Here is a 26494-nt window from a genome sequence, read left to right as displayed (position 1 = left end):
CTTTCGTGTATTTACCACACGCTCCACGACGGGTTCGGCGAGAGCGCGAGGGTCGAGCGGTTTCCGCGCATGTAGGAGGCGTATCCGGCGGCGGCTATCATCGCGGCGTTGTCGGTGCACATGGCGCGCGGCGGCAGGAAGAGCTCGACGCCCTTCGCTTTCGCGTAGTCCGCGAGGGCGGCGCGCAGCGCGGAGTTAGCGGCGACGCCGCCGGAGAGAGTAACGCGCTTTACCCCGGTGTTTTTTACCGCGAGTTTGAGTTTGGACAGAAGGCTTTCAACCACCGCGCGCTGGAACGACGCGCAGACGTCGGCGAGCGGGAACTCGCAGCCTTCGGCTTTTTCTTTTTCTATGAGGGTTATCGCGGCTGTCTTGAGGCCGCTGAAGCTGAATTCGATTTCTTTGCTTCCGGCGAGCGGCAGCGGAAGGCGGAAAGCTTCGGGGTTTCCGCCGGCGGCGAGGCGGTCGATCACCGGGCCGCCGGGATAGCCGAGGCCGAGGACTTTCGACACCTTGTCGTAGGCTTCGCCCGCGGCGTCGTCGCGCGTGGAGCCGAGCAGCTCGTAGTCTCCGAACGCCCGCACGAGGACGACCTCGGTGTGTCCGCCCGATACTATCATCGATACAAAGGGCGGCTCGGGCACGGGGCGGTCGTCGCCTTCTTTACGCGCGACGTTCGCGAAGATGTGCCCTTCAAGGTGGTTCACTCCTATGAGCGGCACGCCCCAGCCCTGCGCGAGCGCCTTCGCCGTCATCACGCCGACGAGCAGAGAGCCCATGAGCCCCGGCCCAGCCGTCACGGCTATGAGGTCTATTTCGTCGCGCGGCGAGGATATTCCGGCTTCGGCGAGAATTTTGCAGAGCAGCGGAAGTATGGCCTCCTGGTGCATACGCGAGGCGAGCTCCGGCACAACGCCGCCGTAGACGCTGTGCGAGTCTATCTGGCTCGATATGGCGTCCGCGACGACGCGGCTGCCGTCCGCCGTGACTGCGAGCGCGGTGTCGTCGCAGCTCGACTCTATCCCGAGAGTTACAAAACCGCCGTGCTTTTCACCCATCAGTGCGAGCAGCCTCCGCAGCAGGAACAGTTGCCGCCGGAGCATGAGCCGCAGCCGGCGCTCCGTTTTTCGCCTTTCACGTGGATCAGCACGCGGCAGCGGCAGTTCGGGCATTTCTCGGCGTGCGTCTTGCTGTCGAAGACGAGGCCGCACTCGACGCACTTATATGTGTGTGGCGCTTCTTTTATTTCGGTACTTTCCATAATACGGAATCATCTCCATATCCTACAGGTATTTCTTTTCCGGCTTTCAGCTCGGATGCGGGGACGACGAAGGCGAAGTAGCCTTTTTCGCCCGAACCGAGCTCGCCGAACGGGTTCGTCATGCTCGGCGAGAGCACGTCGCCCTTAGCCAGGTGGTAGCCGCCGACGAAGATATTTTCCGGAGCCACCTCCATCGGCTTGAAGGTCTCTATGTGCGCGATAAAGAGAGCCTTGCCGCGCGTCCCGTCGCTCCCGTAGTACTGCACCATTTTCTTCGCCCAGTCCTGTATGGCGAAGTCGGCGCTCACGGCGGCGGCGAGGTCGCTGTCCACGTATATTATCTGAAGCGACGCGCGCGAGCCTATCACCATGTCGCCGAAGCGCTCTCCCTCGACCCATACGTCGGTCTGGCGCGCGCCGAGGAGCTCAGTCGCGTCCACCTGTCCCGGCTCCCATTCGCGCGCGCAGGCGGCGGAGGCGAACAGGACGCAGAGCGCGGCGACCGCTGCAAAGAAGAATATTTTATTTTTCACGGCCTTTTCCCCCAATCAAAGATTTCGCGGCTTCGGGCGAAAGGCCGCGCAAGAATATTTTACACCAGAAAGGGGCCGTCAGCCGCGCTTTTTAACCGCGCCGCATATCCACCGCCACTCGGGGCAGCGCAGAGCGAGCGTGCCCGCGGCGTACACCGCGCCTCCGCCGGCCGTCGCGGCGAAGAGCCATAGCAGCCTCGCGGAAAGGGCCGAAGCGTCGGGATACGGCATGAATTTCTTAAAAACGGCGAGAGCCGCGGACATTGCGGCGAGCGGAAGCAGGACGCGCCAGAGCCACGAAAGCTCAAAGATGCGGAGCCGTCCGCCTATGTTTCGTGAGAGCTTCCACGCGGCGAAGATACTCGCCGCAGTGAAGGCCGAGGCCGAAGCCGCGGCGAGCCCCGCGTATGCGAAGAAGCGCATCAGGACGACGCTGGCGGCGAGGTTGACTGCGACAGTCACGCCGGTCACGAGCACGGCGGCGCGCGGCATACGGCGCGCGTAGATGGCGCGCATTATCACGGTGCTGCTGGCCATGCCCGGAAGGCCGAGCGCGTAGAGCGAGAGAGCCGTCCCGGTCGCGTGCCATGCCCATTCGGAAAACGCGCCGCGGAAGAAGAGCAGGTGGACGACCTCGTGCGACACCATGCAGAGCCCCGCAGCTACGGGAAGCACGACGAAGAGGTTGAAGCGCATCGCTCCGCGCACGAAGTCGCAGAAGGAGGCCGTGTCGTTCGGGTCCTGCCGCGAGAGCACGGGAAGGACGGCCTGCGAGATTGCTATGACGAAGAGGCCGAGCGGGAGCTGGAGCACGCGGTCGGCGTAGGTCAGCACCGATATGGAGCCGCCGTCGAGGAAGGAGCCGAGCATACGGCTTATGACGGGGTTGAGCTGGTTGAGCGACAGTCCGGCCGCGTATGGCAGAAAGAGCGCCATCATGCCGCGGAGCTGCGGGTCTGCAAAATCCGGCCTGCGCGGGCGCAGCGTGAACTTCAGCCGCGAGCACCAGTAGACCTGGAGCAGCATGTGGAAGGCTCCGCCGGTCAGCACGGCGAAGGCGAGGTTCCATACGGACAGCTCGCGCATAGTCGCGAGAAGAAAGATTATATATGCAAGGTTGCTCAGCGCGGGCGCTATCGCCGGGACGAAGAAGCTGCCGAGGCTGTTCAGGACGCCCATCGCGAGCGCGCCGACGGAGACTAGCATCAGGAAGGGGAACATCATGCGCGTCAGCGTCACCGCGACTGCGCGTTCCTCGGGCGCGAAGCCAGGGGCCATTATGTCGACGAGGAAGGGCGAAAGCAGAATTCCGGCCGCGACGACGGCGCTGCATCCGAAGATGAGTATCGTCAGAGCCTCGTCGGCGAGGCGTCTCGCGTCGTCGCGCCCGTCCGCCGCGAGAGTGCGCGAGAAGACGGGGACGAACGAGGCTGAAAGAGCCCCCTCGGCGAGAAGCTGGCGCGATAGGTTCGCGAGGGTATAGGCTACGAAAAAGGCGTCGAGCTGCCGCGTCGCGCCGAAGAGCGCGGCCGTGAGCATCTCGCGCACGAGGCCGAGCACGCGGCTGACGAGCGTCCCGGCCATCATGCGCATGGCGTGGAAGACCATGCCCGAGAGCGCGTCCGGGCGTTTTGCTTTTTCTCCGCAGTTTTTCGGAGCCTCGCCGGTTTTATTGCTTTCGTTTGAGCGCGGCGCGTGATTTTTCGCCGCCTCGCCGGCTTCATTGCCTCCGTCTGAGCGCGGCGCTCGATTGCCCGCCGTCACGCCGGTTTCATTGCCGCCGGTTACGCGCTGTGCGTGACTTACCGCCGCCGCGCCGGTTTCATTGTTTCCGTTTAAGCGCGGCGCGTAATTTTTCACCGCCCCGCCGCTTTCATTGCCCCCGTTTAAGCGTGAAGCGTGATTTTTTGCCGCCTCGCCGGTTTTGTTGCCGTTTATGGAATCGTCGCGCATAATGTCAAAATCACACCATATTATATAAAAATAAAAACGGCCCGAAAGAGCCGCCGTTTTTTACGTTTCAACGCCGGAAGGAAGCGCCGGCGCGCCTGCCGGGCGGCGCAGGCAAAACGCCGCCCGGGGCTACCAGCTGAAATCCTTTCCGAGATAGAGCTCGCGCGCCTTTACGTTTTCGGCGATTTCTTCCGGCTCGCCCTCGAGGAATACCTTGCCTTCGTATATGAGGTAGGCGCGGTCTGTAATCGAAAGCGTCTCGCGGACGTTGTGGTCGGTGAGCAGTATTCCGTAGCCGCGCTCTTTGAGGTCTCTGATTATCGACTGAAGGTCCGCGACCGCTATCGGGTCGATTCCGCTGAACGGCTCGTCGAGAAGTATGAAATGCGGCTCGAGCGCGAGGCAGCGCGCTATCTCGACGCGGCGGCGCTCGCCTCCGGAGAGCGAGACGCCCTTCGTGTCCTGAAGATGCTTTAATCCGTAGTCGTCGAGCAGCGCGGATATCTTTTCGCCGCGCACGTCCGCCGGGACGCCCGATTCCTCGAGCACGAGGTCGAGGTTCTGGCGCACGGTGAGGCTGCGGAACACCGAGGCCTCCTGCGGCAGGTAGCCTATCCCGGCGCGCGCGCGCCGGTACATCGGAAGGCCGGAAAGCTCCTGCGCGCCGAGCCATACGCTGCCGGAATCCGGGATGATGCGCCCGACTATCATGTAAAATGTCGTGCTCTTGCCGGCGCCGTTCGGCCCGAGCAGCCCGACTATCTCGCCCTTGTCTATCTTTACGCTGACTTCGTTGACTACGCGCCGCCCGCTGAAGCTTTTGATGAGCTTTTCCGCGCGCAGGGTCGTCGCGGCTGTTTCGAGCGCCATCCTACCAGCCCTCCACCCAGCGCGTCTCGTCGTCACTGAGAGTGCTCTCCGAGCCTGATGAGGGGCGCTTGGCTCCGCTCTCGGCTTTGGGCGTGCCGCCGGTTTCGGGGCTCTTTTCGGCGCTCCTGGCGGGAGCTCCGGACTTTTTCGCGTTCTTTCCGCCGTCCTTCTTCTGATCCGCCGGCTGCTCTTCCTCGTCCACTACGAAGATTATGCGCGAATTGCCCTTGGCTTCGATCACCCTCGTGTCCTCGTGGACGACCATCGTATCGGCTGTGACGGTCTTGCCGTCGCTGCGGACGGCCTTCGTGTTGCCCGAGACGACTATCGTGCCGCGGGCCTTCGAATAGACGGCCCTGTCGCCGGTCACGCGCGTCTTGAGCCCCTCGCGGTCCACATAATCGAGCACGACGTTACGGTCGGCCACCATGTCCTTGAGCGCGTCCTGTCCGGTCTGCGGGTCCGGCGCCAGGGTGCCTTCGACTGTACGCGCCGAGACGGCGAACTTTTCTACCAGGTCCTCGTAACGGCGCACTCCCGTGGCCCAGAATTTATTTCCGCTGCGTCTCGCGTCGTCGGCTTTCAGGATTTTCTTTTCGAGCAGGCCGTCCACGCCGCCGCGCGCGGCGTAGTTTTCAGTCCCAGGCTCCCAGCGCACATAGTCGGCGTTGAGGTAGTCTTCCGCGCCGCGCGTGAGCCGCACGCTGCCGAATGCCTCAACGAGGCCGTCGGTGCGTTTGGATTTGTCCCCGGTCCACGTGGCGCTCTCCGATTTGAGCGTCGCGTCCTGTTCTGGGAATTCTCCGCGCACGTTGCCGCGCAGCGTCATCACTTCGTCGTTCGTATTGCCTTCGGCCTCGTCGCCCCAGAGCGTCGCGCCCTCGCGTTTTATGACGACGTTGCCGGAGGCGCGCGCGTCGCCCGTGTTGACGTTGTAGTCGATGCTGTCGGCGGAGAGCGTCGTCTCCACCTTCTTCACGCCGCCCTGCTGCGCCTGCGCGGCGATTGCCGGGAGCGACGCTGAGCAGAGCGCTGATATTGCGCATAGCGCGGCTAAAACTCGTTTTATTTTCATCGGAGACCTCTTTTTCCACAGAGATAGCGGCGCGCGTCCGTGCGCGCCGTATCGTCTATTCTACATTATTTTTCCGATTTACACATTACTTTTGAGACGGCTTTTCCGCGCCGAGGCGCGCGGCGACGGAGGTCAGGATGTCGTGAAGGAATACGAATATGTCGCCGTCTCCGGACGGAGGCGGAAGAGTCATACGGTTCGGGTATGCCGCGGCGGCGGCGCGTATCGTCTCCGGCGTCCACGGGTCGAGCAACAGCAGCCAGCCGCGCCGCGCGGCCTCGTCGAGCGCGGCGCTCAGAGCCGCGCCGTCCCCCGAGAGCCAGCCGTTCCATACGCCGTCAGGCGGGCGGACTATTCCCTCTATCGACGAGCGGAGCCATACGCCCTCGGCGCCGGTCAGGTCGAGCGCCTTCGAGGCGCCGCCGGCCGAAAGGTGCCGCCCGACGCCGACGGCGCTGTCTATGCGCGATTGGAACTCGGCGAGCCGCCTCTGGTAATAGGCGTAGCTCTCAGGGTCTATTTTTGAAACGGCCTTCATTATCTCCTGCGCAATGAACGGAAGCATCGCGGGGTCGAAGAAGGCGCGGCGCAGCTTTTCCTCGGAAACCTGCACCATGTCGAAGAGCAGCGCGAGGTTTGAGTTCTTCGCGCTTATCCTGTGGCGCGATGCGTCGGCCGCGTCGAAGGCTATCACGACCTCGCCGCGCGCAGGGCGCGAGACGAGCCGCTCGCGCCCGTCGGCTTCGAGAACGGCGAGAGCGCGCACCGAGGCCCTGTCGCCGCATATGAACGACGCGGTTTCAAGAAGCCACGGAGACGTTACGGCTATCCTGACGCGCTTCTGCGCCGCGATCGCCCGTCCCGCGCAGAGAAACGGGACGAACGCGAATAACGCGGCGAGCGCCAGCGTCAGACTCGCGGCGAAAAAGCGCGCCGCTTTAGCCATGCTTTATTTTCCGTCCGGGCGGCTGCCGGGCTTCACGAGCGGAAGCCCCGCCGCGCAGAGCGGGCATTCCTCGGGCCTGTAGGTCGCGAAATGCACCTTTACCAGCGACTTCAGATCCCAGTCAGGCAGACACTCGGGCGCGCGGCGGTCCACAATGCAGCCGGAGCCGGCCCATTCCGCCCCTCCGTCTACGAGTATCTGCGCGGACTCGCGCGACGACTTGCCGGTCGTGCATACGTCCTCGACGAGCGCGAAGCGCAGCTTTCCGGGGTGCGGGAAGCGTTTGAGGCGCATGTCTCCGTCTACGCGCTCGGTGAAGAGGAACGGCACGTCGAGCGCGCGCGCGACTTCGTGGCCTATAATAAGGCCGCCGAGCGCGGGCGAAAGTATGAAGTCCGGCCTGTACGGCTCGAGCAGCTTCGCGAGCTCCGCGCCGGCGTAGGCGGCGTACTTCGGATAGCGCAGCATGAGAGCGCACTGCATGTAGTTGTCGCTGTGCAGCCCAGAGGTGAGCTTGAAATGCCCCTGAAGATGAGCTCCGCTTTCTTTCATCATTTCAAGAATTTTCTTTGAAACTTCTTCGTTCGCGCAGGTACAGGCCATCAGCGTGAAGCCTCCTCTAATGTCTTCAATATATCCTTCGCCGCCGCAATCGGGTCGGCGGCCTCGAGTATCGGACGCCCGACGACTATGTACGACGCGCCGGCCTTCGCGGCGTCCGCCGCCGTGGCTACGCGCGTCTGATCCTCCGTGCTTACTTTCTTCGTTCTTATGCCCGGGACGATGCGCAGCAGCCTTTTCGCGCGTCCCTGAAGAAGCTCGAGGTCGAGCGGCGAGCAGACTATACCGTCGAGGCCGGCGCGCTCCGCGGTTTCGGCGCGGCCAATGAGCGCACCGTTCATATCGCAGCCGGGATGCACGCCGCTCCAAAGCTCGCCGCCGAGGCTCGTCAGCACCGTGATGCCGAAGAGCTTCATCTTGCTTCCGGTCTTGTCGCGCATCGCGACGCTGCGCGCCATCATCTCATAACCGCCCGACGTGTGTATCGTGAGAGCCCAGAGCCCCGCTTCCGAAAGAGGCTCGACCGCCGAGGCGACGGTGTTCGGGATGTCGTGCAGCTTGAGGTCGAGGAACACGTCGTACCCTCTCGCTATGATTTCTTTAACGAACGGAAGGCCGCCCATCGCGTAGAGGCGCGGCCCGATTTTCACGTAGCGCGTCGCCTTGTCCAGTCTGTCGAGGAACTCGCGCGCCGCGTCCGGCGTTTGCACGTCGAGCGCGAGGATGAGCCCGCACTGTCTTTCTTCCATAAATTATCCCTCCGTAAGGAGATAGCACAACGCAAGGTTGTGCTATCCGTTCTTACTATATTATAACCGCCGCGCGCGCAATTTTGGCGGCGCGGTAAAATTAGCGGTTTCTTACAGTTCTTCGTCGTCCTGCCAGATCTTGCGCCCCTCGACGAAGGTCATGACCGGCCAGCTCGTGAGCGCTATCCCCTCCCACGGGCAGCAGCGCGCCTTGCTGTGCCACGTCTGGCAGTCTACTATGCGGGTGCGTGCCTCGTCTATCACCGTAAGGTCGGCGCACGCGCCCTCGGCTATCACGCCGAGGCCCTGCCACTTTTCGGGAAGCAGCGCGGCGGGCGCTGAGGTCATCTTCGTAAAGATGAGTTCGAGCGGCACTTCGGGGCGGTTCTTCGCGCGGTAGTCGAGCAGCACCGCGGCGGCGCACTCAAGCGAAGCGATGCCGAAGGGAGCCTCCTGGAACGGTTCGTCCTTCTCGTCCATGTGCCACGGAGCGTGGTCGGTGACTATCGCGTCTATCGTTCCGTCCACGAGCCCCTCCCACAGCGCGCGCTGGTCCTCGACCGAGCGAAGCGGCGGATTGACCTTGAAGCGCGAGTTGTAGCCGCTTCCGATGACGGCGTTCTCATTGAGCGTGAGGTGGTGGAAGGTCGTGTCGCAGGTGACGTCGAGCCCCGCGCGCTTCGCGTTGCGGATAAGCTCAACTGCGCCGGCGCATGAGATGTGTGTGAAGTGGATGCGCGAGCCGGTGTCGCGGACGAGCGCTATGCCGCGCGCTACGTCGATCTCCTCAGACGCGCCGGGGATGCCTTTGAGGCCGGACATCGCGCTGACGCGGCCCTCGTGGACCTGCCCGCCCTGGAAGAGGCTTATCTCCTCGGGGTGCTCCATGACGCGCGGCAGACGCTTGCCGGTGTAGAGCAGCGCAAGGCGCAGCAGGTGGCTCGTGGCCACCGGCGAACCGTCGTCGGTGAAGAACACGGCTCCGGCCTCCGCCATTTTTTCCATCTCGCATATCTCCTTGCCCTCGCGCTTCTTGCTGACGCAGCCTGCGGGCAGTATGCGCGCGGCCTTCGCCGCCGCGCCGTGGCTCAGCACGTACTCGACGAGCGCCGGCTCGGAGACAGCGGGCTTCGTGTTCGGCATGGCGACGAGCGTCGTGAAGCCGCCCGCGGCTCCCGCCATAGCGCCGCTTTTCAAGTCTTCGTTCCACTCGAGCCCCGGATCGCGGAAGTGAGCGTGAAGATCGATGAAGCCCGGCGTGAGCAGCCGTCCGTTTCCTTCCACAACCTCGGCGTCCGCGCATTCAAGGCCCGAGCCTATCTTCGCAATCTTGCCGTCCTCGACGAGAACGCAGTCGTCTTTTATGAACTCTTTGCCGTCGAATACCTTGAATCCCTTGAATAAAAGCTTTTCCATTATCTCGCACCTCCGCCGCAGAGATAGAGAAGCGCCATCCTCGTGGCGACGCCCGAACGAACCTGCTCCAGTATCACGCTTTGATGTCCGTCCGCCACCTCGGAGGCGATTTCGACGCCGCGGTTGATCGGTCCGGGATGCATCGCGAGAGCGCCGGGCTTCGCGAGCTTCATGAGTTCTTCGTCCGCGCCCCACCAGCGGTGATACTCGTCGACCGACGGGAACAACCCGTCCTGCTGGCGCTCGCGCTGGATGCGGAGCAGGTAGACCATGTCAGCGTCCTCGACGGCCTTGCGCGCGTCGCGCTCGTAGGTGACGCCGAGGCACTCGACCTCGCGCGGCATGAGGGTCGGCGGGCCGGAAAGAACGACTTCGCAGCCCATAGTCTTGAAGGCTATGACGTCGCTGCGCGCGACGCGGCTGTGCAGCACGTCGCCGACGAGCGCTATTTTGCGTCCTTCGAGGCTGCCGAAGTGCTTCCACGCCGTGTAGACGTCGAGAAGCGCCTGCGTCGGGTGCGCGTGGGTGCCGTCGCCCGCGTTGAGCACGATGCCGTGCTTGAGCTTCGAGGCGAGGTACTGAGCCGCGCCGACCGCACCGTGGCGCATGACTACGATGTCCGCGCCCATAGCTTCGAGAGTCCACGCCGTGTCGCGCATCGTCTCGCCCTTGGCCGTCGAAGAGCCGGAGACCGACCAGTTTACGACGTCGGCCGAGAGCATCTTCTCCGCGAGCTCGAACGAAACGCGCGTGCGAGTCGAGTTCTCAAAGAAAAGGTTCACGCACATCTTGCCGCGGAGCGCCGGGACTTTCTTCACCGGCCTGTCCATAACGTTCTCCATGTGGCGCGACTGGTCGAGGAAGAAAAGAAATTCCTCGCGCGTCCAGTCGTCTACGTCGATGACGCTCCTATGGCGCCATGTCATCTGTCCGATTTCGTTAAGCGTCGCGCTCACAGATTACCACCTCGTCCTTTCCGTCAAGCTCAGAAACTTTTACTTCTATGACCTCGTTCTTAGAGGTCGGCACTTTCTTCCCGCAAATGTCGGCGTGGATCGGCAGCTCCCTGTGTCCGCGGTCGATGATGACCGCTAGCTGCACTATCTGGGGCCGTCCGAGATCGACCAGGGCTTCGAGCGCCGCGCGCACCGTGCGCCCCGTGAAGAGCACGTCGTCGACGAGGAAGACGTGCTTTCCCGCTATATCGACAGGAATCCTCGTGCTGTGGATTATCGGCTGCTCGGCGAGCGCCGTGAGGTCGTCGCGGTAAAGCGTTATGTCGAGCTCGCCGCACGGAACCTTCTGCCCCTCGGCCTCTTCGATAAGCTTCTGGAGCCTGCGCGCGATATAGACGCCGCGGCGGTGGATGCCGACGAGCACCATGTTTTCAGTGCCCTTGTTGTGCTCCACCATCTCGTGGGCGATGCGGCGAATGACGCGGTTCAAGTCCTGCGAATCCATAAGCTGCGCTTTCTCTCTGAGTTCCGCCATTAAAACCCCTCCTTAAAAAATTCGGACAAAAAAATAAGACCGCCATGACGGACAGCCTTACGCGATAAACGGACGAAAAGACGGCGACGCGGCCCACGCTCCGAGCTCATGCGAAAAACCGGAAATCTGTCGAAACATTGTGCGCGCCTCCCTCTGATTCAGCTGTAAGAAGTATAGCTCATCCCGAAGTTTTATGCAAGCGATTGCAAAATATATTTTCAACGAAATTTCCGCGTCTTGTGAAACTTCGTGCCGCTCCGTACGCCGCGCGTTCCGCTCATGAATACGCGAAAGGCGGCACGGATTCGCCGCGCCGCCGTAAAGTTTCGCGTGTACCGACGATTTGACGTTACTTTCCGCCTTCGTACTGCGCCGCGTTTTTCTTGAGGTAGACCTGCGGCTCGGACGGAAGTTTGAAAAGCGGGATGAAGCGGTCCCAGCCCGTGAGCGTCAGCAGAAGCATGGAGCCTACGGCGACCATCGCGTAATAGTTGTGGGCGATCACTCCGCCCGCCGTGATGCCGGAGGCGAGAGGATAGACCGACGCGCTGATGCCGAGGAAGAATCCCATATAGCAGTGCCACGGAATGAGCTGCGAGCCGAGGACGCCCATCGCGTCCGCAAACGTCGCGTTGCGCAGCGCGAGCGTGTACATATCTTTCTTCGACGCGACTACGTTCTTTTCCGTGATGTCCTTGATTATCGGGCTGATGGTGACTATCTGCGCCATTTCGTCCGACAGCGCGGCGTTGCCTATAAGGCACATGAGGCTGTTGGCGAACATAAGCTGGCGCACGTTGCGCACCGTCTTGACGATGAGCGCCGCGACGGAGTCGAATGCGTTCATGAGGCGCATTACGCCGCCGAAGGCTCCTACCCAGAGCATCATCGCTATCGACCAGCCGCCGGCGTCGGAGAATCCCGTGTAGACAAGGTCGAGGAAGGAGCTGAGGCTTTCAACCGTACCCGCGATGAGGCCCAGAATCAGCGACGAGATTATTCCGCACGCAATGCAGATAAGCGTGCTGTATCCTTTGATGGCGGTGCCGATTACAAGAATAAGCGGGATCACCATGTAATACGGCACGCCCTCACGCACGAGGTTGAGCAGCGTGACTGCCGATGGGCGTTCGTCGGCCAGCGCGCGCCAGACGACGGGCGGAATCTGCGAAATAGCCTCCGAAGCCTGCGCCGTAGTCCCCGGCATGCCCATGGAAGCCACATAGAATATGATCGCGCCGATGATGAGGCAAAGTCCCGACCATACGCCCTGATGGCGCACACGGTCTATGACCTCGACCTGCTGGATGCCGGAGCTGACTATCGTGGTGTCGGAGATAAGCCCAATGTTGTCGCCGAAGCAGGAGCCGCCGGCTATTGCTCCGATGGTGAGAAGTATATCGCCGCCGACGATGTGGTTGAGCCAGAGGAATATCGGCGCGCACGCGGCGAACGTTCCCCAGGACGTCCCTGTGGCCGTGGAAAGGATGCAGGTCAGCACGAAGGCGACCACGGCGACGGTCTTCGCGCTGAGTCCGGCCGCGAGCGACATGTTGATGACTGCGGCGGCTACTCCGGTCGCCATAAAGCATTCGGCGACTGCGTAGGCGACTTCAAGAATCAAAAAGACTATAAGGAAGTGCTTGAGATTTTCAAGCGCCGCGTTCATACAGTCGCCGAACTTGAATTTATCGACGGCCATTGCGACGATCGAAGCGTACATAAAGGAAATAGGAGCGGCGAGCAGTATATCCATACCGGATACCATAAGCCCGGCGATGACGATGATCGGAGTAAGTTTCATAATGGCTTTCATAACAACAGCATCCTCCCTTTCAGCAGCGTAATAACCCCTCTACGCCGGTCCCGGACGGACCGGCCCCCTCAGAATACCGCGCGGTGAAAGAAACGTTCCCGAATAGCCCGGCACCACCACCTTTAGACATGAATAACGCGGCGCGTAACGCGCCTAGAAAAAGCGCGTAAGTCCGTACAGCAGCTTGGCTCCGTAGAAAATTATCACGACGCCGCACACGATGTTGACGGCGCGCAGCAAGCGGGCTCCGAGCCTGTCGCGGAAAAGCGAGACGACGAGCGAGAGCCCGGTGAACCACAAGGCAGAGGCGCAGGCTACGCCGCCGATGAAGGCCGCGGACTGCTCCGGCGGCAGCGTGACGTAGAAAGCGCCGAGCATCATCGTGCCGTCTATCAGCGCCTGCGGGTTGAACCACGTGACGACGCAGGCCGATGCGGCCGTGCGCATCAGCGGCATGCCCTCGCCGGGCGAGCCCAGCTCGCGCGGCTTCTCGCGCAGCAGGCCGGCGCCGATTTTTATGACTATGAGGCCGCCTATGCCGAGGACGCACATTTGAAGCCATTCATACCTCTGTATCAGCGCTCCGACGCCGAAGAAGCAGAACAGCGCGAGAGTAACGTCGAAGAAGACCACTATAAGCGCCGTCAGCAGCGCGCGCCTGCGGCTCTGCGCCATCGCGGAGTTGATCACGAACAGATTCTGAACTCCTATCGGAGCGACATAGGCGAGGCCTAGAGTCAGCCCCTGCACGAAATAGTACACTGCGGATTCCCCAATCTCATAGCTCTGCGGATACGGCGCGGCGGCGCGGGATTTTCCGTGCCACTGCCGCCGTCTGAATGCTTCGCGCCTGATGAATCTTGCTATTTGCCGCGGCGCGCGCAGCTTGTTCTCAAGGCCGCGCCGCCGCGTTTTATGATACGTTTACTTAAGGTTGGCCTCTTCGCCGAGCTCGCGGGCCTCATCGACCATCGCGCGCTCTTCGTCCTCTATCGAGCGGTAGGTGCGCTTGCTGGGTATCTGCCCCGTTTTCCACTGGAACATGCCGGTGAAGCCCCATACGATCGCTATCAGCGGGCATATCCAGTTGAAGAGAGCGTACGGCAGATACTCGAAGGAATTGACGCCGACCGCCGCGGACGCGAAGGCCCCGCAGAGGTTCCACGGTATCAGGAGCGACGTTACCGTGCCGGAGTCCTCGAGCGTCCTCGAGAGGCACTGAGGCAGCATATCCTTTTCCCTGTAGGCGGGCATCATAAGCTTTCCGCCGAGAATGAGCGTCATGTACTGGCTCGCGGTGATCAGATTCAGCAGAATCTCGACGAGCACCGTAGTCGCGACCATCGTTCCCACCGTGCGCGTCATGACCTTCATCTTGTTCAGCACGTTGTCCAGAATTCCGCACTTTTCAAGGATGCCGCCGAAGGCCATGACGATGACGGTAAGGCTCGCCGTATAGTGCATGGAGAACATTCCGCCGCGCGAAAGCAGCGTGTCTATAGCGGCGTTGCCGGTCTTGGAAACGAAGCCGTTTTCCATGATAGTCATAATCGACGAGATGCTCTGCCCCTGCACGACGATGGCGAGGAGCGCGGCGACGAGCGCCGAAATAAGCAGCGTCGGCATGGCCGGGAATTTCAGCACGGCGAGCCCTATCACGAGCACGACTGGAATCAGAGTCGTGAAATTAAGATTGAATATGGAATCGAGCGACGTCAGAATGGTCGCTATAGTCTCGCTGTCGGCGCTGCCGCCGTGCGAAAATCCGAGGAACAGGAAGCCTATCAGCGCAAGCACCAGCGCCGGGCCGCCGGTGAAGAGCATCGCCCTGATATGGTCGAAGAGGTCGGCTCCGGCGACGGCCGGCGCCACGTTCGTCGTGTCGGACATCGGGGACATCTTGTCGCCGAAGGCGGCGCCGGAGACCACGGCTCCAGCGGTCATCGCCGGATTGACGCCGAGCCCCATCCCGACGCCCATCAGCGCTACGCCGACGGTCCCGACCGTGGACCACGAGCTTCCCGTGGCGAGGGAGGTGATGACGCATGCGAGGCACGCCGTGCACAGGAATATGCTCGGGTTGATGAGCTTAAGCCCCCAGTAGATGATCATGGGGACCGTACCGCTGGCGATCCACGACCCCATGACCGCGCCTATCGTATAGAGGATAAGCACCGTCGGTATCGTCAGTTCTCCGCTGGATATGATTGCGAACTCAAGCTTTTTATAAGGACAGCCGGTAAGGACGAGCATCAGTATACAGAAGCCCATGGCGGTGAGCATCGTTATATGAAGCTGCAGCCCGGTTATGAAGATGGCGCTGCACATAGCGAAAAGCATAAATCCGAGTATAGTGAAGCATACCCACGTCTGTGGCCGGTATTCCGGCATATTATTACTCATATGTGAATCTTCCCCCCATTTTTGCGTCCAGCCGCAAAGTTCAGGCGGCCCGGCGCGAGGCGACGCGCCGGGCCGCATACGCTCAGTCTCTCTTAAACACGCACCGCCCGCCGACGAAGGTGGCGATGTTCTTCACGCGGCGCAGGCCGTCTTCTGGCCCTGCGGTCGGGTCGCCGTCCACGACGGTGAAGTCCGCGGCGTATCCCGGCGCGATTTTGCCGAAGCTTCCGCCGCGGCCCACGGCCTTCCACGGGTTGACGGTGTACAGCTTCAGCGCGGAATCCAGGTCGAGTTTCTCGTCGGGGTTGAATCCGGCGAGCGGCGAGCCGTCGTCCTCCGAGCGGCAGACGGCACACCATATAGAGATCCACGGGTTCGGGTCCTCGACCGGAGCGTCGCTCGAGCCGGTCAGAAGTATCCCTGCATCCTGAAGCGTCCTGAATGAATACGAATGTTCCATGCGCGCGCCGAGGCGGAGCGGAGCCATCTGCCTGTCGGTGTACGCCTGAACGGGCTGAAGATCGACCGCCGAGCCGCTCGCGGCGATGCGTTCGACGACGGACTTCGGGCACACGATGCAGTGATTGATGCGGAACGGCAGCTCGGGACGCCCGTATTCCGCGACGACCTTTTCAATCGCTGCGACGACCTGTTCTATCGCCGTGTCGCCTATCGCGTGTATCTGCACCTGTATTCCGCGGCGGCACGCTTCCGCAAGCATCGAATACATCTCGCCGTCCGTCCAGTTGAGCAGTCCGCGCGTCTCCGGCGCGTCAGAATACGGCTCGTTCAGGGCGGCGGTGTGCCCGCCGAGGCAGCCGTCCGCGAAGAGCTTCAGCCCTGCGAATGAAATCATGTCGTTGCCGAAGCCGCTCTTTATCGTATAGTTCGGCAGCCTGTCGTGGTAGCAGAGCACGCGAAGCGGCAGGCGGCCCTGCGCCTCGAGGTCCTGCATCGCGGCGAGGTCTTCGCCGAGCGCGTAGGACGGAGCGTCGTTGGCGTGTACGGCGGTTATGCCCTGCGATACGAGTTCGATACAGGCCTCGTGTATGAGTTCGCGCAGCTTTTCCGGCGTTTCGTACTCCGCCGCGACCGCCTCTATTATCGTTCCCGCGCCGCCTTCGGTTATCAGCCCCGTGGGCGTACCGTCGGCGCCGCGCACGATGTCGCCGCTCTCCGAATCGTAAAGTCCCGCCTTTTTAAAGCCGGCGGTGTTGACGTTGTGGTTGTGGCCGCAGTAGCGGCTCAGTATCACGGGATTGTCGGGCGCGGCCTCGTCGAGCATATGAATGTCGGGGAGCCGGGGATTCTCCCAGCAGCTCTCGTTGTAGTTGATGCACCTGACCCATTTGCCCTTGCCGGCCTTCGCGCACTCCTCGCGCAGCGCGTCGAGCATCTCCTCAAGAGAACGCACGTTCGAGAGATCGCGGTACAGCCTGCGTTTCGCGAAAGCTGTGAAATGTATGTGCGCGTCGGTGAACCCCGGAAGAACGAGGTTCGTGCCGAAGTCCAGCACTTCCTCGCCCGGCTCGGGCGCGAAATCGCCGGAGAGCCCTGTCTCCGTGACGGCGCCGTCCCGCACGCGGAACCATCCGGCGTACGGCAGAGAGCCGTCGCCGGTCCATATCTTTCCCTTTACAACGTAAGATGTCTTGTCCACAGCAGAAGCCAGCCTTTCTGTCGCGCTCGGCATAAGCGAAAGGGGATTTAGTAAAGCCCCGCGGTTTCTCCGCCGTCTATCCTGATGTCGGCTCCAGTGATGTAGGCCGCGTCGTCGGAGGCGAGGAAGGCGTAAAGCTTTCCGATCTCCTCGGGCTCTGCGTGGCGCTTCATCGGGATGCCCTCGTTGACCTTCGCGAGCATCTCGTCGGTGTACTCGGCGCGCTGCATCGGTGTGAGCACATAGCCCGGGCAGACGCAGTTGACGCGCACGACCGGCGCGAGCTCAAGCGCCATGCTCTTCGTGAGAAGGATGACGCCGGCCTTCGATGCGTTGTAGTCGGTGTACCAGCGGTGTCCCTCGGTGCCGTTCGTCGATGCGGTCATGAGTATCACGCCGCTCTTCTGCGCGAGCATGCGCTTCGCGGCCTCCTTGGCGCAGAGGAACATGCCGTTGAGGTTGATGTCGATGACCTTCTTCCACTGCTCGTAGGTGATGTCGGTGAAGTCGGAGCGGATGCTGATGCCCGCGTTGGATATGAGCACGTCGATGCCGCCGAGCTCCGCGTCCATCTTTTCAAAGGCCGCCTTCACGTCTTCTTCTTTGCTGACGTCGCAGAGGCTGTACCCCGAGAAGGCGGGATTCTCCGCCATGACCTTCTCGACCGCGCTTTTGTTGTAGTCTACTACGAAGACCTTCGAACCCTGCGCGGCGAACACCTGCGCCGTAGCCAGCCCGATGCCGCTGGCGGCCCCGGTTATGAGCACCCTTTTGCCTTTTAATTCGTCGTAATGAGCCATGCAAATCATCTCCTTAAGAATTAAAAAAATAATATATTTGCAACCAGTATCAGTCAAGTATTAAGCATATTATTCTCCATAAAAATACGCTTAATATTTAGATAGTTATGGATAAATGTGAATATTCGCATATTTATCCATAGAAACAGCCAGCTTATGCAAAAAATGCAACAGCCATTACAGTGTAACGTTGTCAGGAGACTGGATCAAAGGTTTCCATTCTTCTGGAGACGTACTTTGTTTATACTTTGCATATGCATACAACATACCGCCAATTACAAAATACACACCAAGCGCTATCCATGTTGCAGCATCCATAGCCTTAACACACTGGTACAAACAGTATATACAGAACAAAATAGATTCTAGTCCCATAAATAACCCGTAAGGGCAACGATACGGGCGTTCCCAATGTGGCTTCATCCTGCGCAGTTTAAGGAATGACAGTGAAACAAATAGGTATATTATACCGGCAGCGCCGACTGTTATTGTAAATATATAGTTTATCCACGCTTCAGGTGCCATGATGCAGAAATATAACGAACAAATATAGACCAATGTATTGGCCACCCATGGCTGTCCATAGCGATTAAGAAGAGCTAACTTCTTGGGCACCTGTCTCTGTAAAGCTGCTCCAAACATAGTCCTAGATGCAGCAAGCCAGAACCCAGACAGAGTTGTTATGCACGTAATTGCCCCCATAATGACTATTACCAACGCCAGCCAATGCATGCCCAATATGTCAGCTACACGTGGGTCAACAATATCTGTCTGTGCAATCCATTCCTGCGAAACTATCCCGGCTACTCCAAGTATAGCAAGTCCATAGACAAGGAACGTGCATAATATACTGCCGATAAAGCCTATGATTATTTTCTTCTTAGAAAAATTGGATTCTTCGACTAATACTGCAATCAAATCGAAGCCAATAAACTTAAACATTAAAAGTCCTAGACCAGCGCTGAATCCGGCCGCACCTTTGGGAAACCAAGGCGATATGTTGCTCCATCTCCACTCGTCGCTAAATACAAAAATCATAGAAGTAACAAGTGAGACAACCAGAGTCCCCCAGAACATAATGTCCTGAACCTTTGCTAAATGTTTTATTTCTAGATTGACCATTACAAACCATACGGATAATATCACACAGGCGAGGATTTTTAATTCTATAAAGTTCAACGGGTATAGATAAGATACCATTGTGGAGATGCCGATTGTTACGTTCGGCATTGCGGACAAGTAGAGCAAAAACATGCACCACCCGACCAGCCACCCAAAATCCCAATTAAATGCATTGCTAGCCCATATATTTTCACCGCCAGCATAAGGGAGCATGGCCGTCATTTCTGTATATATCAAGCACAACGGCAACAATATAATACCGCAGGCAAGAAGGCATAGCAAAGAGCTTGGCCCAGTAAGTTCAAACCAATACCGTATTTCAACCATCCACGCAGCTATCATTCCGCCCGCGGCCATTGCTATAATTTGAGAGAGAGTCAACTCTTTTTTTAATGCGCTTGACATAGGCCATGCCCTCCCTTAGTGCAGTTTAAGATTATTTAGCTCTTCCTTCGATTAAAGCGATTGTTTCGTCAGTAGACAGCACATTACAATAAATGATGTTCATAATCTTCAATTCCATGTGGTGTAATTCCATATCTGGAGCGGCGCAGCAATCTTCAACGCAAATTACCTTAAAATTATGGTCGGCAAGCACTCTCACGGTTCCGGCCACACACTGATCTGTGACGACCCCAGTAACAATAATCGTGTCAATTCCCATATTTCGCATAAGTTCAGAATAATTTGTTCCAAGGCTGACGCTGTCAGTTGTTTTATTGACTACGATATCATCTTTTTCAGGAGCTAATTCATCCATCATAGCGGCTCCCTCAGAATCAATCGGAACTAAAATATTATTCCACCCAATAGTACTCTGCACTCTTGCCCTGTCTGCTCCGTTAGCTTTTAGAGACGCTATCCTACCGTATGTAACTTCAATGCTGTTTTTGCGGCAACATTCAATGAGCCGTTTATTATTAGGAATCGTAACATTCTCAACATAATCAAAATAATGTTTCCAGCGATCCCATTCACCCATTTTTTTAAAAAGCTCCGCATCATATCCGTCTTTAGATAAAAAATGCTTTTGCATATCGACTATAAGCAAAGCCGTTTTAGCAGGCTCAATTTTTATCGCAGGCAATTCGTCAATATCCTGATAATAAAATGACAAATACTTCGGATTCGCTTTCATGCTGTCTGACTCCTTTGGTGTAGGTTTTTACCGTCAATAGTTAGACATATTTTCCCGTTGGTTCTGCATCATTCACTCAATTTTTACCATCATGCGGCGGCTGTGGCCCGTCACCACCGGGACGTAGCCTTTGAGCTCCTCGTCGAGCGCGGCGTCTCCTGTGTCGGCTATGAGGCTCTTGCCGAAGAGACCGGCCATTTTGCCCGGCGTCGCGGCGACTGTGATGTTTTCGTGCGGGATCATTTTTATGACATCGGGGCTGAGCTGCTGGTTGCCGCGGCCGAAGATATGTCCCTGACCGCCTATCACGGTGATTATGAGCGAGCGGTCTTCCGGTTTTTCCTGCGCGAGCAGGTTTTTTATCTGCTCCGCAGTGAGGTCCTTCCCGAGCTGCGCGCCGTCTTTCACGGCGTCGACGCCGAGCAGCGTCCCGTTTATGCCGAGGCGCTCTTTTAATCTCATCGTCGTCGAGCCGGAGCCGATAAGGTAAAGCGTCCCGGGCTTCATCGAACCGGCGAGGAAGGCCGCGAGGTTCGCCGATTCCTCCGAGCTTCCGGCTCCGCCGCCGGATTTGCGCTCCTGCATATATTCGGCGTCGTCGGGCACGCGCATGTAGCCGTAGAGGCGCGCGCTGACGCGCCCCTCGCGGAAGGCATCCTCGTCTATGTCCATGACCTCGGCCTCGGTGAAACGCTTTACGCGGCCTTCGAGAAAGTTCTTTATGAGCCGCCCCGCGTCGATAGGACGCTTGGCGTAGACGGCGGAGTGTATCTTGACTCCCGCGGGGATGCCGACGACGGGTATCTTGTCTCCGACGGCGGCGCATACGTCGCGCGCCGTGCCGTCTCCGCCGGCGAAGATTATCAGCTCCGCGCCCTCTTCGAGCATCATCCGCGCGGCGCGGCGCGTCTCTTCCGCGGTCGTGCGCGCTTCGGTCTCAAAGAGCGTCTCGTGCTCGATTCCGTATTTTGTAAGAAGGCCGGCCCCCATCGCCCCCGACGGCGTAAGGAACAGCGTTCCGCGCGCTGCGTCCGCAAATTCGCGCAGCGCCGTTTCCGCGCGTTCCGAGGCGCGCGGCTGCGCGCCGAGCTCTATGGCGCGGCGCAGAGTTTCTTCGCCGTCCGTGCCTTTGAGAGCGACGGAACCGCCCATTCCTGCGACGGGGTTGACGATGAAGCCGGCCTTCATTTACTTAACCTTTCTTAGGCTCGAAGTAGCCGGTGTATTTCTTGTTGTAGGCGCGCCACGTGATCGCGTATTTAGCCGGGTCGTCGAAGTAGTCGTGGTCGATGTGGTGGACGGTGCTGTTCACGGGCGCGTGCTTGACGGCCTCGGGCTCTTCGTAGCACATGCGCGATATTTCCGCGAGCACAGCCGTGTAGTCGTCGATGTCCTGCTTCGAGTATGATTCCGACGGCTCTATCGTGAAGGGCTCGGGGATTACGAACGGCTCGTGGCTCGACCAGTAGTGCGTGCCGAAGTCCGCGCAGCAGCGCTGCACGTCCGCCGTGCCGAAGCCGGTCTCTTCCTTAAGCTGCTGCCAGCTGTAGCGCGCCTGCTCGATGCGCGACGGGTGGTTCGGGAAGCTGATGGAAGCGCCGCGTATCGCGAGAATCTTCTTCATGCAGTAGTTGTTGTTGAGTATCGCGACGCGCGAGACTTCGCGCAGGCCGTCCGCGCCGAGCGCCATTATCCACGAGTAGGCCTTTACGACGACCGGCGCGACTCCCCAGAAGGATTTTATCTTTCCGCAGGATTTCGGAAGGTCGAAGTCGAGGTAGTAGCCCTTCTCGGGCGAGTACTCGACGAGCGGCACGGGCAGGTAGGGGCGGAGCTCCTTCCTCGCCGCGACCATTCCCGTGGCGGGGCCGCCGCAGCCGTGCGGCGCGCCGAAGGTCTTGTGGAGGTTGAAGAAGGACATGTCGAAGTTCGCTTCCGCGGTGCGCGTGATGCCGAGCAGGCCGTTCGCGTTGGCCTGGTCGTAGCAGCAGAGCGCGCCCTTCTCATGCGCGAGGCGCGTGAATTCCTTTATGCGGACGTTGAATATTCCGGTGTCCTCGGGGTTGGTGAAGAATATCGCCGCGGTGCGGTCGGAGAGCGCCGCCTTGAAGGCCTCGATGTCGGGATAGCCCTCCTCGTCGGGCGGGATTATAGTGACCTTGTAGCCCTTGACGATTGGCACGGCGCAGTCGGCGGGATGCGAGAAGAGCGTCGTGATTATTTCGTCGCGCTTGTCCTCCTCGCCCTTGTCGCGCCAGTAGGCGCGGACTATCGAGGCGAGCGCGAGCACGCCGTGCGAGCCGCCGCCAGGCTGCATCGAGAATACGTCGAGGCCGGATATCTCCTTGAAGAGCTCGCCGGTCTTGTAGAATACTTCGAGGATGCCCTGCGCCGTCTCGTCGGGCTGGAGCGGGTGCATGTCAGCGACCTTCGGCTGTCCCGCGAGGCGGTCGTTTATCTTCGGGTTGTACTTCATCGTGCAGGTCCCCTGGCCTATGTCGATGTTTCCGTCCACGCCGATATTTTCCTGCGAGAGGTGGTTGTAGTGGCGCACGAGCTGGAGCTGCGCTATCTCGGGAAGGTTGGCGCGCTCCTTGCGCACCATGCCCGCGGGCAGCGTTCCGAGCGCCTCGTCGGTGCTCACGCAGTCGCAGCAGGGGCCGGGGACGAGCACTGCGCGCTCGCCGGGGGTGCTGAGTTCGTATATAATCGGTTCGTTCCACTTAGCCTGGTGGAATTTCTTCATTCTTTCGAGATTGTTCATTGCCGGGCCTCCTTTACGCCAGAATCTCGCCGAGGGCCGAGACGAGCGCCTTTATGTCGTCGGCCGAAGTCTGCTCCGTGACCGCGAGCAGCGCGCATCCCTCAAGCTCGGGGAAGGCCGCGCCGAGGTCGTAGCCGCCGAGTATGCCGCGCTCGAGCAGCGCCGCGTTTATCTCCTTCACGGTCTTTCCGCTCGCCGAGAAATCAACGACGAACTCCTGGAACGGCGTGCCGGAGAATTTATCGAGCGAAACGCCCTTGAGCCCGGCGAGGTTCTTTTTGAGGCAGACCTGGCGCTGGAGCACGGCCTCGCCGAGCTCCTTCATGCCCTGCGGCCCCATCGAGGCGAGGTAGACGCCGGCCGCGATGCCCCAGAGCGCCGCGTGCGTCCCGACGAATTCCTTAGCGTGGTCGCGGTTCGCGAACGAGGTGCGCTCCCAGAGGACGTCGCCGAAGCCCCACTCGCCCTCGCTCGTCGGCGCGATGCCGAAGAGGCGCGACGGATATTCATCTACGAATCGCGGCTCGTCCTTCGTCGCGATGAAGCCCGCGACGCCGCCGCCGTAGTTCATGTGCATGCCAAGAGCCTGGATGTCGCCGCAGGCGATGTCCGCGCCGTACTGCGACGGAGGCGTGAGCAGGCCGAGCGTGGACGGCTCGACGTAGGCGACGAGCAGAGCGCCCTTCTCGTGCGCCATGTCCGCTATATCCTGCGCGCGCTCTTCGATGATGCCGAAGAAGTTCGGATTCATGACGAGCACCGCCGCTGCGTTCTCCGTCAGGTTCTTCTTGAGGCAGTCGAGGCAGATGCGGCCCGTCTTCGGGTTGTAGTCCGTGAAGGTTATCTTGACGTCGGGCTGGAGGTAGGTCTGAACCGCGCGCAGAGTGTCGGGGTTGATGTTCTTCGGCACAACGACCTCGTTCCTGTGCGTGATGCGGCAGGCCATGCGCAGCGCGGTGCCTACGGCCTGAGCGCCGTCGTAGTTCGGCACGTTGCAGACGTCCATGTCGAGCAGCTCGGCCATCATCGACTGGTACTCGAACATCGCATGGAAGCGGCCGTGGTCCTCGTAGGGCTCGCCCGCGTAGGCGGTGAGGAACTCGGAGCGGTTCACCACCTCATCCACGAGAGCCGGGACGTAGCGGTTGTAGCAGCCCGCGCCGAGGAAGCAGATAAGCTCCTTCGCCGTCTTGTTCTTCGCGAGGATGCCGTTGACGTGGCGCACGAGGCCGGACTCGTCGCAGTACGGCTCCGGCAGCGCCATCTTGTGGTTCATACGCATATCCTCGGGAATGTCGGAAATCAAATCTTCAATGGAATTCACTCCGATGAAATCCAGCATTTCGCGCTGGATCTTCTCCTCGGAGTTCGGAATGTAGGGGAACATCTTCTTCGCCATCATAGCGCCTCCTTACGCAATTCCGCCGCCGTCCACGACGAGCGACGAGCCAGTGACCCACGGGGCCATTCCGCTGCAGAGGAAGAAAACGCACATAGCGACGTCCTGCGGCGTGCCGAGGCGGGCCATCGGGCGCTGCGCGCACTCTTCCTTATATTTGTCGTCATATACGCCGCCGAGCTGCTCGCACTCGCTCTTGAGCATCGGAGTATCGATGTCGCCCGGGCAGACGCAGTTCACATTGATGTTGTCGGGGCCGTGGTCTATCGCCATCGCGCGCGTCATATTCCAGACGCCGCCCTTCGCCGCGCAGTAGGAGACGGCGTGGTCGCCGCCTTTGAGCGCCCAGCCCGAGCCTATGTTGACTATCTTTCCGCCGCCGGCCTTCTTCATGTAAGGCACTACGTGCTTGCTCATAAGGAAGACGCTCTTGAGCGTAACGTTGATCGCGAGGTCCCAGTCTTTCTCCTCAAGCGTCTCGACCGTGCGGCGGCGCGCGACGCCCGCGCAGTTCACGAGTATGTCTATGCGCGGATACTTCGCCGCAACCGCGTCGGCGACGGCCTTGCAGTCGGCCTCTTTCGTCACGTCGCAGCGCATGAACTCCGCGTGTCCGCCCGCGTCGTTTATCTCCTTCTCGACCTTGCGGCCCAGCTCTTCGTTGATGTCGGCGATGACGACGCTGACGCCGGCGTCCGCGAAGAAACGCGCGATGCCCGCTCCGATGCCGGAGGCGGCGCCGGTGATTATCGCGGTCTTGCCGTTCATGCCGCAGAGCTTGTTCAGATCCAGCATGTCTATCTCTCCTAACTTGTTAAATTTTTCCGTATGCACTGTATACACTAAATCCTGCGAATACTTTATAATATGGTAAGCTAAAAGTCAATACTCCGGCGCGCCCGGCGAAGCCGCGGAGGGTTTTGCGCTCCGGGCGGCGCGCGCCCCGCTCCGTGGAAACTGCGCGAAGCCGGCGGCTGGGAGCGGGACGCCGGACGCGCGTGGGAAAGCGCCGGCAGCGGTCGGCTCTTCAGCGGACGCCGGCGTTTTGCGCCGCGCCATGAGATTCTCAGCAATGCGCGCGGCATCGCGGAAAGCGCCGGAGTTCGCGTCCGCGTTATGAAGGACGGAATTTTTCACGGGCGCGCGGACGCGGAGCGCTTTCAGCCGCCGGGACTTTGCCGTGATACGAAGAGATATACAATAGGAGTGATTACCATGTCGATACAGGCTGGAGCGGGACACACTGCTTCGGAATTCGTGTACGAGCAGCTCAGGAAAAAAATCTTCGACAAGGAGCTGGCGAGCGGGCAGCGCCTGCCGGAAATATCTATAGCCAAAGAGATGAACGTCAGCCGCACGCCGGTGCGCGAGGCGCTGCGCCGCCTCGAGAGCGAGGGGCTCGTGCAGATAGTGCCGGGCTGGGGGGCCTGCCTCGCCTCGCCTACGCGGCAGGAGATAATAGACACCTACGAGGTGCGCGAGACTCTTGAGATAATGGCGATACGCAAGGCCGCGCGCCGCATCACGCCGCTGCAGCTCTGTATGCTTCAGGAGCAGATAGACGCCGAGCGCGAGATTTTCATTAGGCGCGACCTCGAGGCCTATCTGCGCGTCAACGACAGCTTCCACATAATAATCGCCGAATCTTCGGGCAACGGCGCTCTCGCGGGATATATCAGGAACGTCCTATCGCGCATTTTCGTGCAGATGATTTTCTTCGAATCATTCTTCGACTTCGACACGAACCCGAGCCTCGAGGAGCACATAACGATACTCGAAGCGCTCCGGGCGCACGACGAGGAAAGATGCGCGACTCTGATCCAGGAGCACCTGAAACTTTCGATGGAGGGGCTGAAGGCGCAGTAAGCGGAGGACGGCGCGCAGCGCCGCTATTTCTCCCGGGGCGAGACCTTCATCACGGGCAGATTTACCCCGAAATATGCAGTAGATACGCGCACGGCTGCGATTATGACAAGCGCGCAGAGAGAGGCGTATTCGATGCCTATGACGCGCCTCACGTACCACATGAAGAGGCATCCCGCTATCGCCGCCGTCGCGTATATGTCGTTCCTGAATATCACCGGCACGCGCTGAGCCATCACGTCGCGCAGGACTCCGCCTCCGACGCCGGTTATCACGGCGGAGAAAAGAAACTGCATGAGGCTGTAGTCGAGAGCCATCGCTTTCAGCCCGGCGTCTACGGAAAAGAAAGCCAGCCCGACGGCGTCCAGCGCCGTCACGAACAGCCCCGTCCTGAACAAGCCGGGAAAAACCGCGACTGCGGCGACCGAGGCGCATACGAGAGCCGCGGCGCGGTAATTTGAGAAAAACGCAGGGATTCCCCTGTCCATAACGACGTCGCGCAGTATCCCGCCGCCGCACGCCGCGGTAAAAGCCAGTATCAGGACGCCGAAAACGTCCATCTTTCTCTGAATAGCCGCATAGGCCCCGCTCAAAGCGAAGCTGACGACCCCAATAGCCTCCAGCAGCGTCAAATCGGAAACGGAATACACGCGCGCGCCTCCCACAAAGCGTAT

At 60.1% G+C, this 26494-nt stretch carries 25 protein-coding genes; 1 reads left to right on the top strand and 24 read right to left on the bottom strand.

The window, feature by feature from the left end; genetic code table 11:
- Positions 1-11 precede the first annotated feature (11 nt).
- From tsaD to B5F39_RS08795, 23 genes are all read right to left on the bottom strand, one after another.
- Entirely contained in the window at positions 12-1058 is a 1047-nt protein-coding gene (tsaD, locus tag B5F39_RS08905) for a tRNA (adenosine(37)-N6)-threonylcarbamoyltransferase complex transferase subunit TsaD (RefSeq protein ID WP_087366240.1), read from the bottom strand.
- Positions 1058-1261: a hypothetical protein gene (locus B5F39_RS08900; protein WP_087366238.1), complete on the bottom strand. Its 204-nt coding sequence runs from the start codon at positions 1259-1261 to the stop codon at positions 1058-1060. Before B5F39_RS08900 ends, tsaD begins: the two co-directional genes overlap by 1 nt.
- Complete coding sequence (locus B5F39_RS08895) at positions 1243-1794, bottom strand: hypothetical protein (RefSeq protein ID WP_143330703.1); 552 nt, start codon at positions 1792-1794, stop codon at positions 1243-1245. The genes B5F39_RS08900 and B5F39_RS08895 overlap by 19 nt, the downstream gene beginning before the upstream one ends.
- A gap of 78 nt (positions 1795-1872) precedes the next feature.
- Positions 1873-3558, bottom strand: coding sequence for a murein biosynthesis integral membrane protein MurJ (murJ, locus tag B5F39_RS08890; protein WP_087366644.1), 1686 nt, complete (start codon positions 3556-3558; stop codon positions 1873-1875).
- 318 nt (positions 3559-3876) lie between these two features.
- The gene (lptB, locus tag B5F39_RS08885; protein WP_087366232.1) at positions 3877-4617 is read right to left on the bottom strand and encodes an LPS export ABC transporter ATP-binding protein; all 741 of its coding nucleotides are present in this window, start codon (positions 4615-4617) and stop codon (positions 3877-3879) included.
- A gap of 1 nt (position 4618) precedes the next feature.
- The gene (lptC, locus tag B5F39_RS08880) at positions 4619-5692 is read right to left on the bottom strand and encodes an LPS export ABC transporter periplasmic protein LptC (protein WP_087366230.1); all 1074 of its coding nucleotides are present in this window, start codon (positions 5690-5692) and stop codon (positions 4619-4621) included.
- An 85-nt stretch (positions 5693-5777) separates the two neighbouring features.
- On the bottom strand, positions 5778-6638 hold the full coding sequence (locus tag B5F39_RS14265; RefSeq protein ID WP_087366227.1) for a hypothetical protein: 861 nt from the start codon (positions 6636-6638) through the stop codon (positions 5778-5780).
- A 3-nt stretch (positions 6639-6641) separates the two neighbouring features.
- A complete protein-coding gene (gene pyrE, locus B5F39_RS08870) occupies positions 6642-7241 on the bottom strand; it encodes an orotate phosphoribosyltransferase (RefSeq protein ID WP_087366224.1) in 600 nt (199 codons plus the stop codon).
- Positions 7241-7948 (bottom strand): orotidine-5'-phosphate decarboxylase, encoded by a 708-nt coding sequence (gene pyrF, locus B5F39_RS08865; RefSeq protein ID WP_087366222.1) that lies wholly within the window; start codon positions 7946-7948, stop codon positions 7241-7243. Before pyrF ends, pyrE begins: the two co-directional genes overlap by 1 nt.
- A gap of 111 nt (positions 7949-8059) precedes the next feature.
- Positions 8060-9364, bottom strand: coding sequence for a dihydroorotase (locus tag B5F39_RS08860; RefSeq protein WP_087366219.1), 1305 nt, complete (start codon positions 9362-9364; stop codon positions 8060-8062).
- Positions 9364-10290: an aspartate carbamoyltransferase catalytic subunit gene (locus B5F39_RS08855; RefSeq protein ID WP_087366641.1), complete on the bottom strand. Its 927-nt coding sequence runs from the start codon at positions 10288-10290 to the stop codon at positions 9364-9366. Before B5F39_RS08855 ends, B5F39_RS08860 begins: the two co-directional genes overlap by 1 nt.
- A gap of 13 nt (positions 10291-10303) precedes the next feature.
- Complete coding sequence (pyrR, locus tag B5F39_RS08850) at positions 10304-10855, bottom strand: bifunctional pyr operon transcriptional regulator/uracil phosphoribosyltransferase PyrR (protein ID WP_087366216.1); 552 nt, start codon at positions 10853-10855, stop codon at positions 10304-10306.
- A 349-nt stretch (positions 10856-11204) separates the two neighbouring features.
- Positions 11205-12671, bottom strand: a complete 1467-nt coding sequence (locus tag B5F39_RS08845; protein WP_087366213.1) for a Na+/H+ antiporter NhaC family protein — start codon at positions 12669-12671, stop codon at positions 11205-11207.
- A gap of 153 nt (positions 12672-12824) precedes the next feature.
- The gene (locus tag B5F39_RS08840) at positions 12825-13433 is read right to left on the bottom strand and encodes a LysE family transporter (protein ID WP_087366210.1); all 609 of its coding nucleotides are present in this window, start codon (positions 13431-13433) and stop codon (positions 12825-12827) included.
- A 162-nt stretch (positions 13434-13595) separates the two neighbouring features.
- Positions 13596-15074, bottom strand: a complete 1479-nt coding sequence (gene nhaC / locus B5F39_RS08835) for a Na+/H+ antiporter NhaC (protein WP_087366207.1) — start codon at positions 15072-15074, stop codon at positions 13596-13598.
- Positions 15075-15156: 82 nt separating this feature from the next.
- Complete coding sequence (locus B5F39_RS08830; RefSeq protein ID WP_158096004.1) at positions 15157-16734, bottom strand: amidohydrolase; 1578 nt, start codon at positions 16732-16734, stop codon at positions 15157-15159.
- Between the two features lie 47 nt (positions 16735-16781).
- A complete protein-coding gene (locus B5F39_RS08825; protein ID WP_087366201.1) occupies positions 16782-17534 on the bottom strand; it encodes an SDR family NAD(P)-dependent oxidoreductase in 753 nt (250 codons plus the stop codon).
- 177 nt (positions 17535-17711) lie between these two features.
- Positions 17712-19061 (bottom strand): APC family permease, encoded by a 1350-nt coding sequence (locus B5F39_RS08820; RefSeq protein WP_087366198.1) that lies wholly within the window; start codon positions 19059-19061, stop codon positions 17712-17714.
- A gap of 31 nt (positions 19062-19092) precedes the next feature.
- The gene (locus tag B5F39_RS08815; RefSeq protein WP_087366195.1) at positions 19093-19794 is read right to left on the bottom strand and encodes an isochorismatase family cysteine hydrolase; all 702 of its coding nucleotides are present in this window, start codon (positions 19792-19794) and stop codon (positions 19093-19095) included.
- Positions 19795-19866: 72 nt separating this feature from the next.
- Positions 19867-20982, bottom strand: a complete 1116-nt coding sequence (locus tag B5F39_RS08810; RefSeq protein WP_087366192.1) for an ATP-NAD kinase family protein — start codon at positions 20980-20982, stop codon at positions 19867-19869.
- Between the two features lie 4 nt (positions 20983-20986).
- On the bottom strand, positions 20987-22558 hold the full coding sequence (gcvPB, locus tag B5F39_RS08805) for an aminomethyl-transferring glycine dehydrogenase subunit GcvPB (RefSeq protein WP_087366189.1): 1572 nt from the start codon (positions 22556-22558) through the stop codon (positions 20987-20989).
- Between the two features lie 13 nt (positions 22559-22571).
- Positions 22572-23957 carry an aminomethyl-transferring glycine dehydrogenase subunit GcvPA gene (gene gcvPA / locus B5F39_RS08800; RefSeq protein WP_087366186.1) on the bottom strand — a complete coding sequence of 462 codons (1386 nt, stop codon included), beginning with the start codon at positions 23955-23957 and terminating at the stop codon, positions 22572-22574.
- 12 nt (positions 23958-23969) lie between these two features.
- The gene (locus B5F39_RS08795) at positions 23970-24752 is read right to left on the bottom strand and encodes an SDR family NAD(P)-dependent oxidoreductase (RefSeq protein ID WP_087366183.1); all 783 of its coding nucleotides are present in this window, start codon (positions 24750-24752) and stop codon (positions 23970-23972) included.
- A 420-nt stretch (positions 24753-25172) separates the two neighbouring features.
- Here B5F39_RS08795 and B5F39_RS08785 point away from each other — a divergent pair, with 420 nt between their 5' ends.
- Positions 25173-25823, top strand: a complete 651-nt coding sequence (locus B5F39_RS08785) for a GntR family transcriptional regulator (RefSeq protein WP_087366175.1) — start codon at positions 25173-25175, stop codon at positions 25821-25823.
- A 23-nt stretch (positions 25824-25846) separates the two neighbouring features.
- Here B5F39_RS08785 and B5F39_RS08780 read toward each other — a convergent pair whose 3' ends face one another.
- The gene (locus B5F39_RS08780) at positions 25847-26470 is read right to left on the bottom strand and encodes a trimeric intracellular cation channel family protein (RefSeq protein ID WP_143330702.1); all 624 of its coding nucleotides are present in this window, start codon (positions 26468-26470) and stop codon (positions 25847-25849) included.
- Positions 26471-26494: the final 24 nt, after the last annotated feature.

It is taken from the genome of Cloacibacillus sp. An23 (assembly GCF_002159945.1).
In the GTDB taxonomy this organism is placed as follows: domain Bacteria; phylum Synergistota; class Synergistia; order Synergistales; family Synergistaceae; genus Caccocola.
Note: the sequence above shows the minus strand (reverse complement) of the source record. Positions and strands in the feature narration are given on the sequence as shown.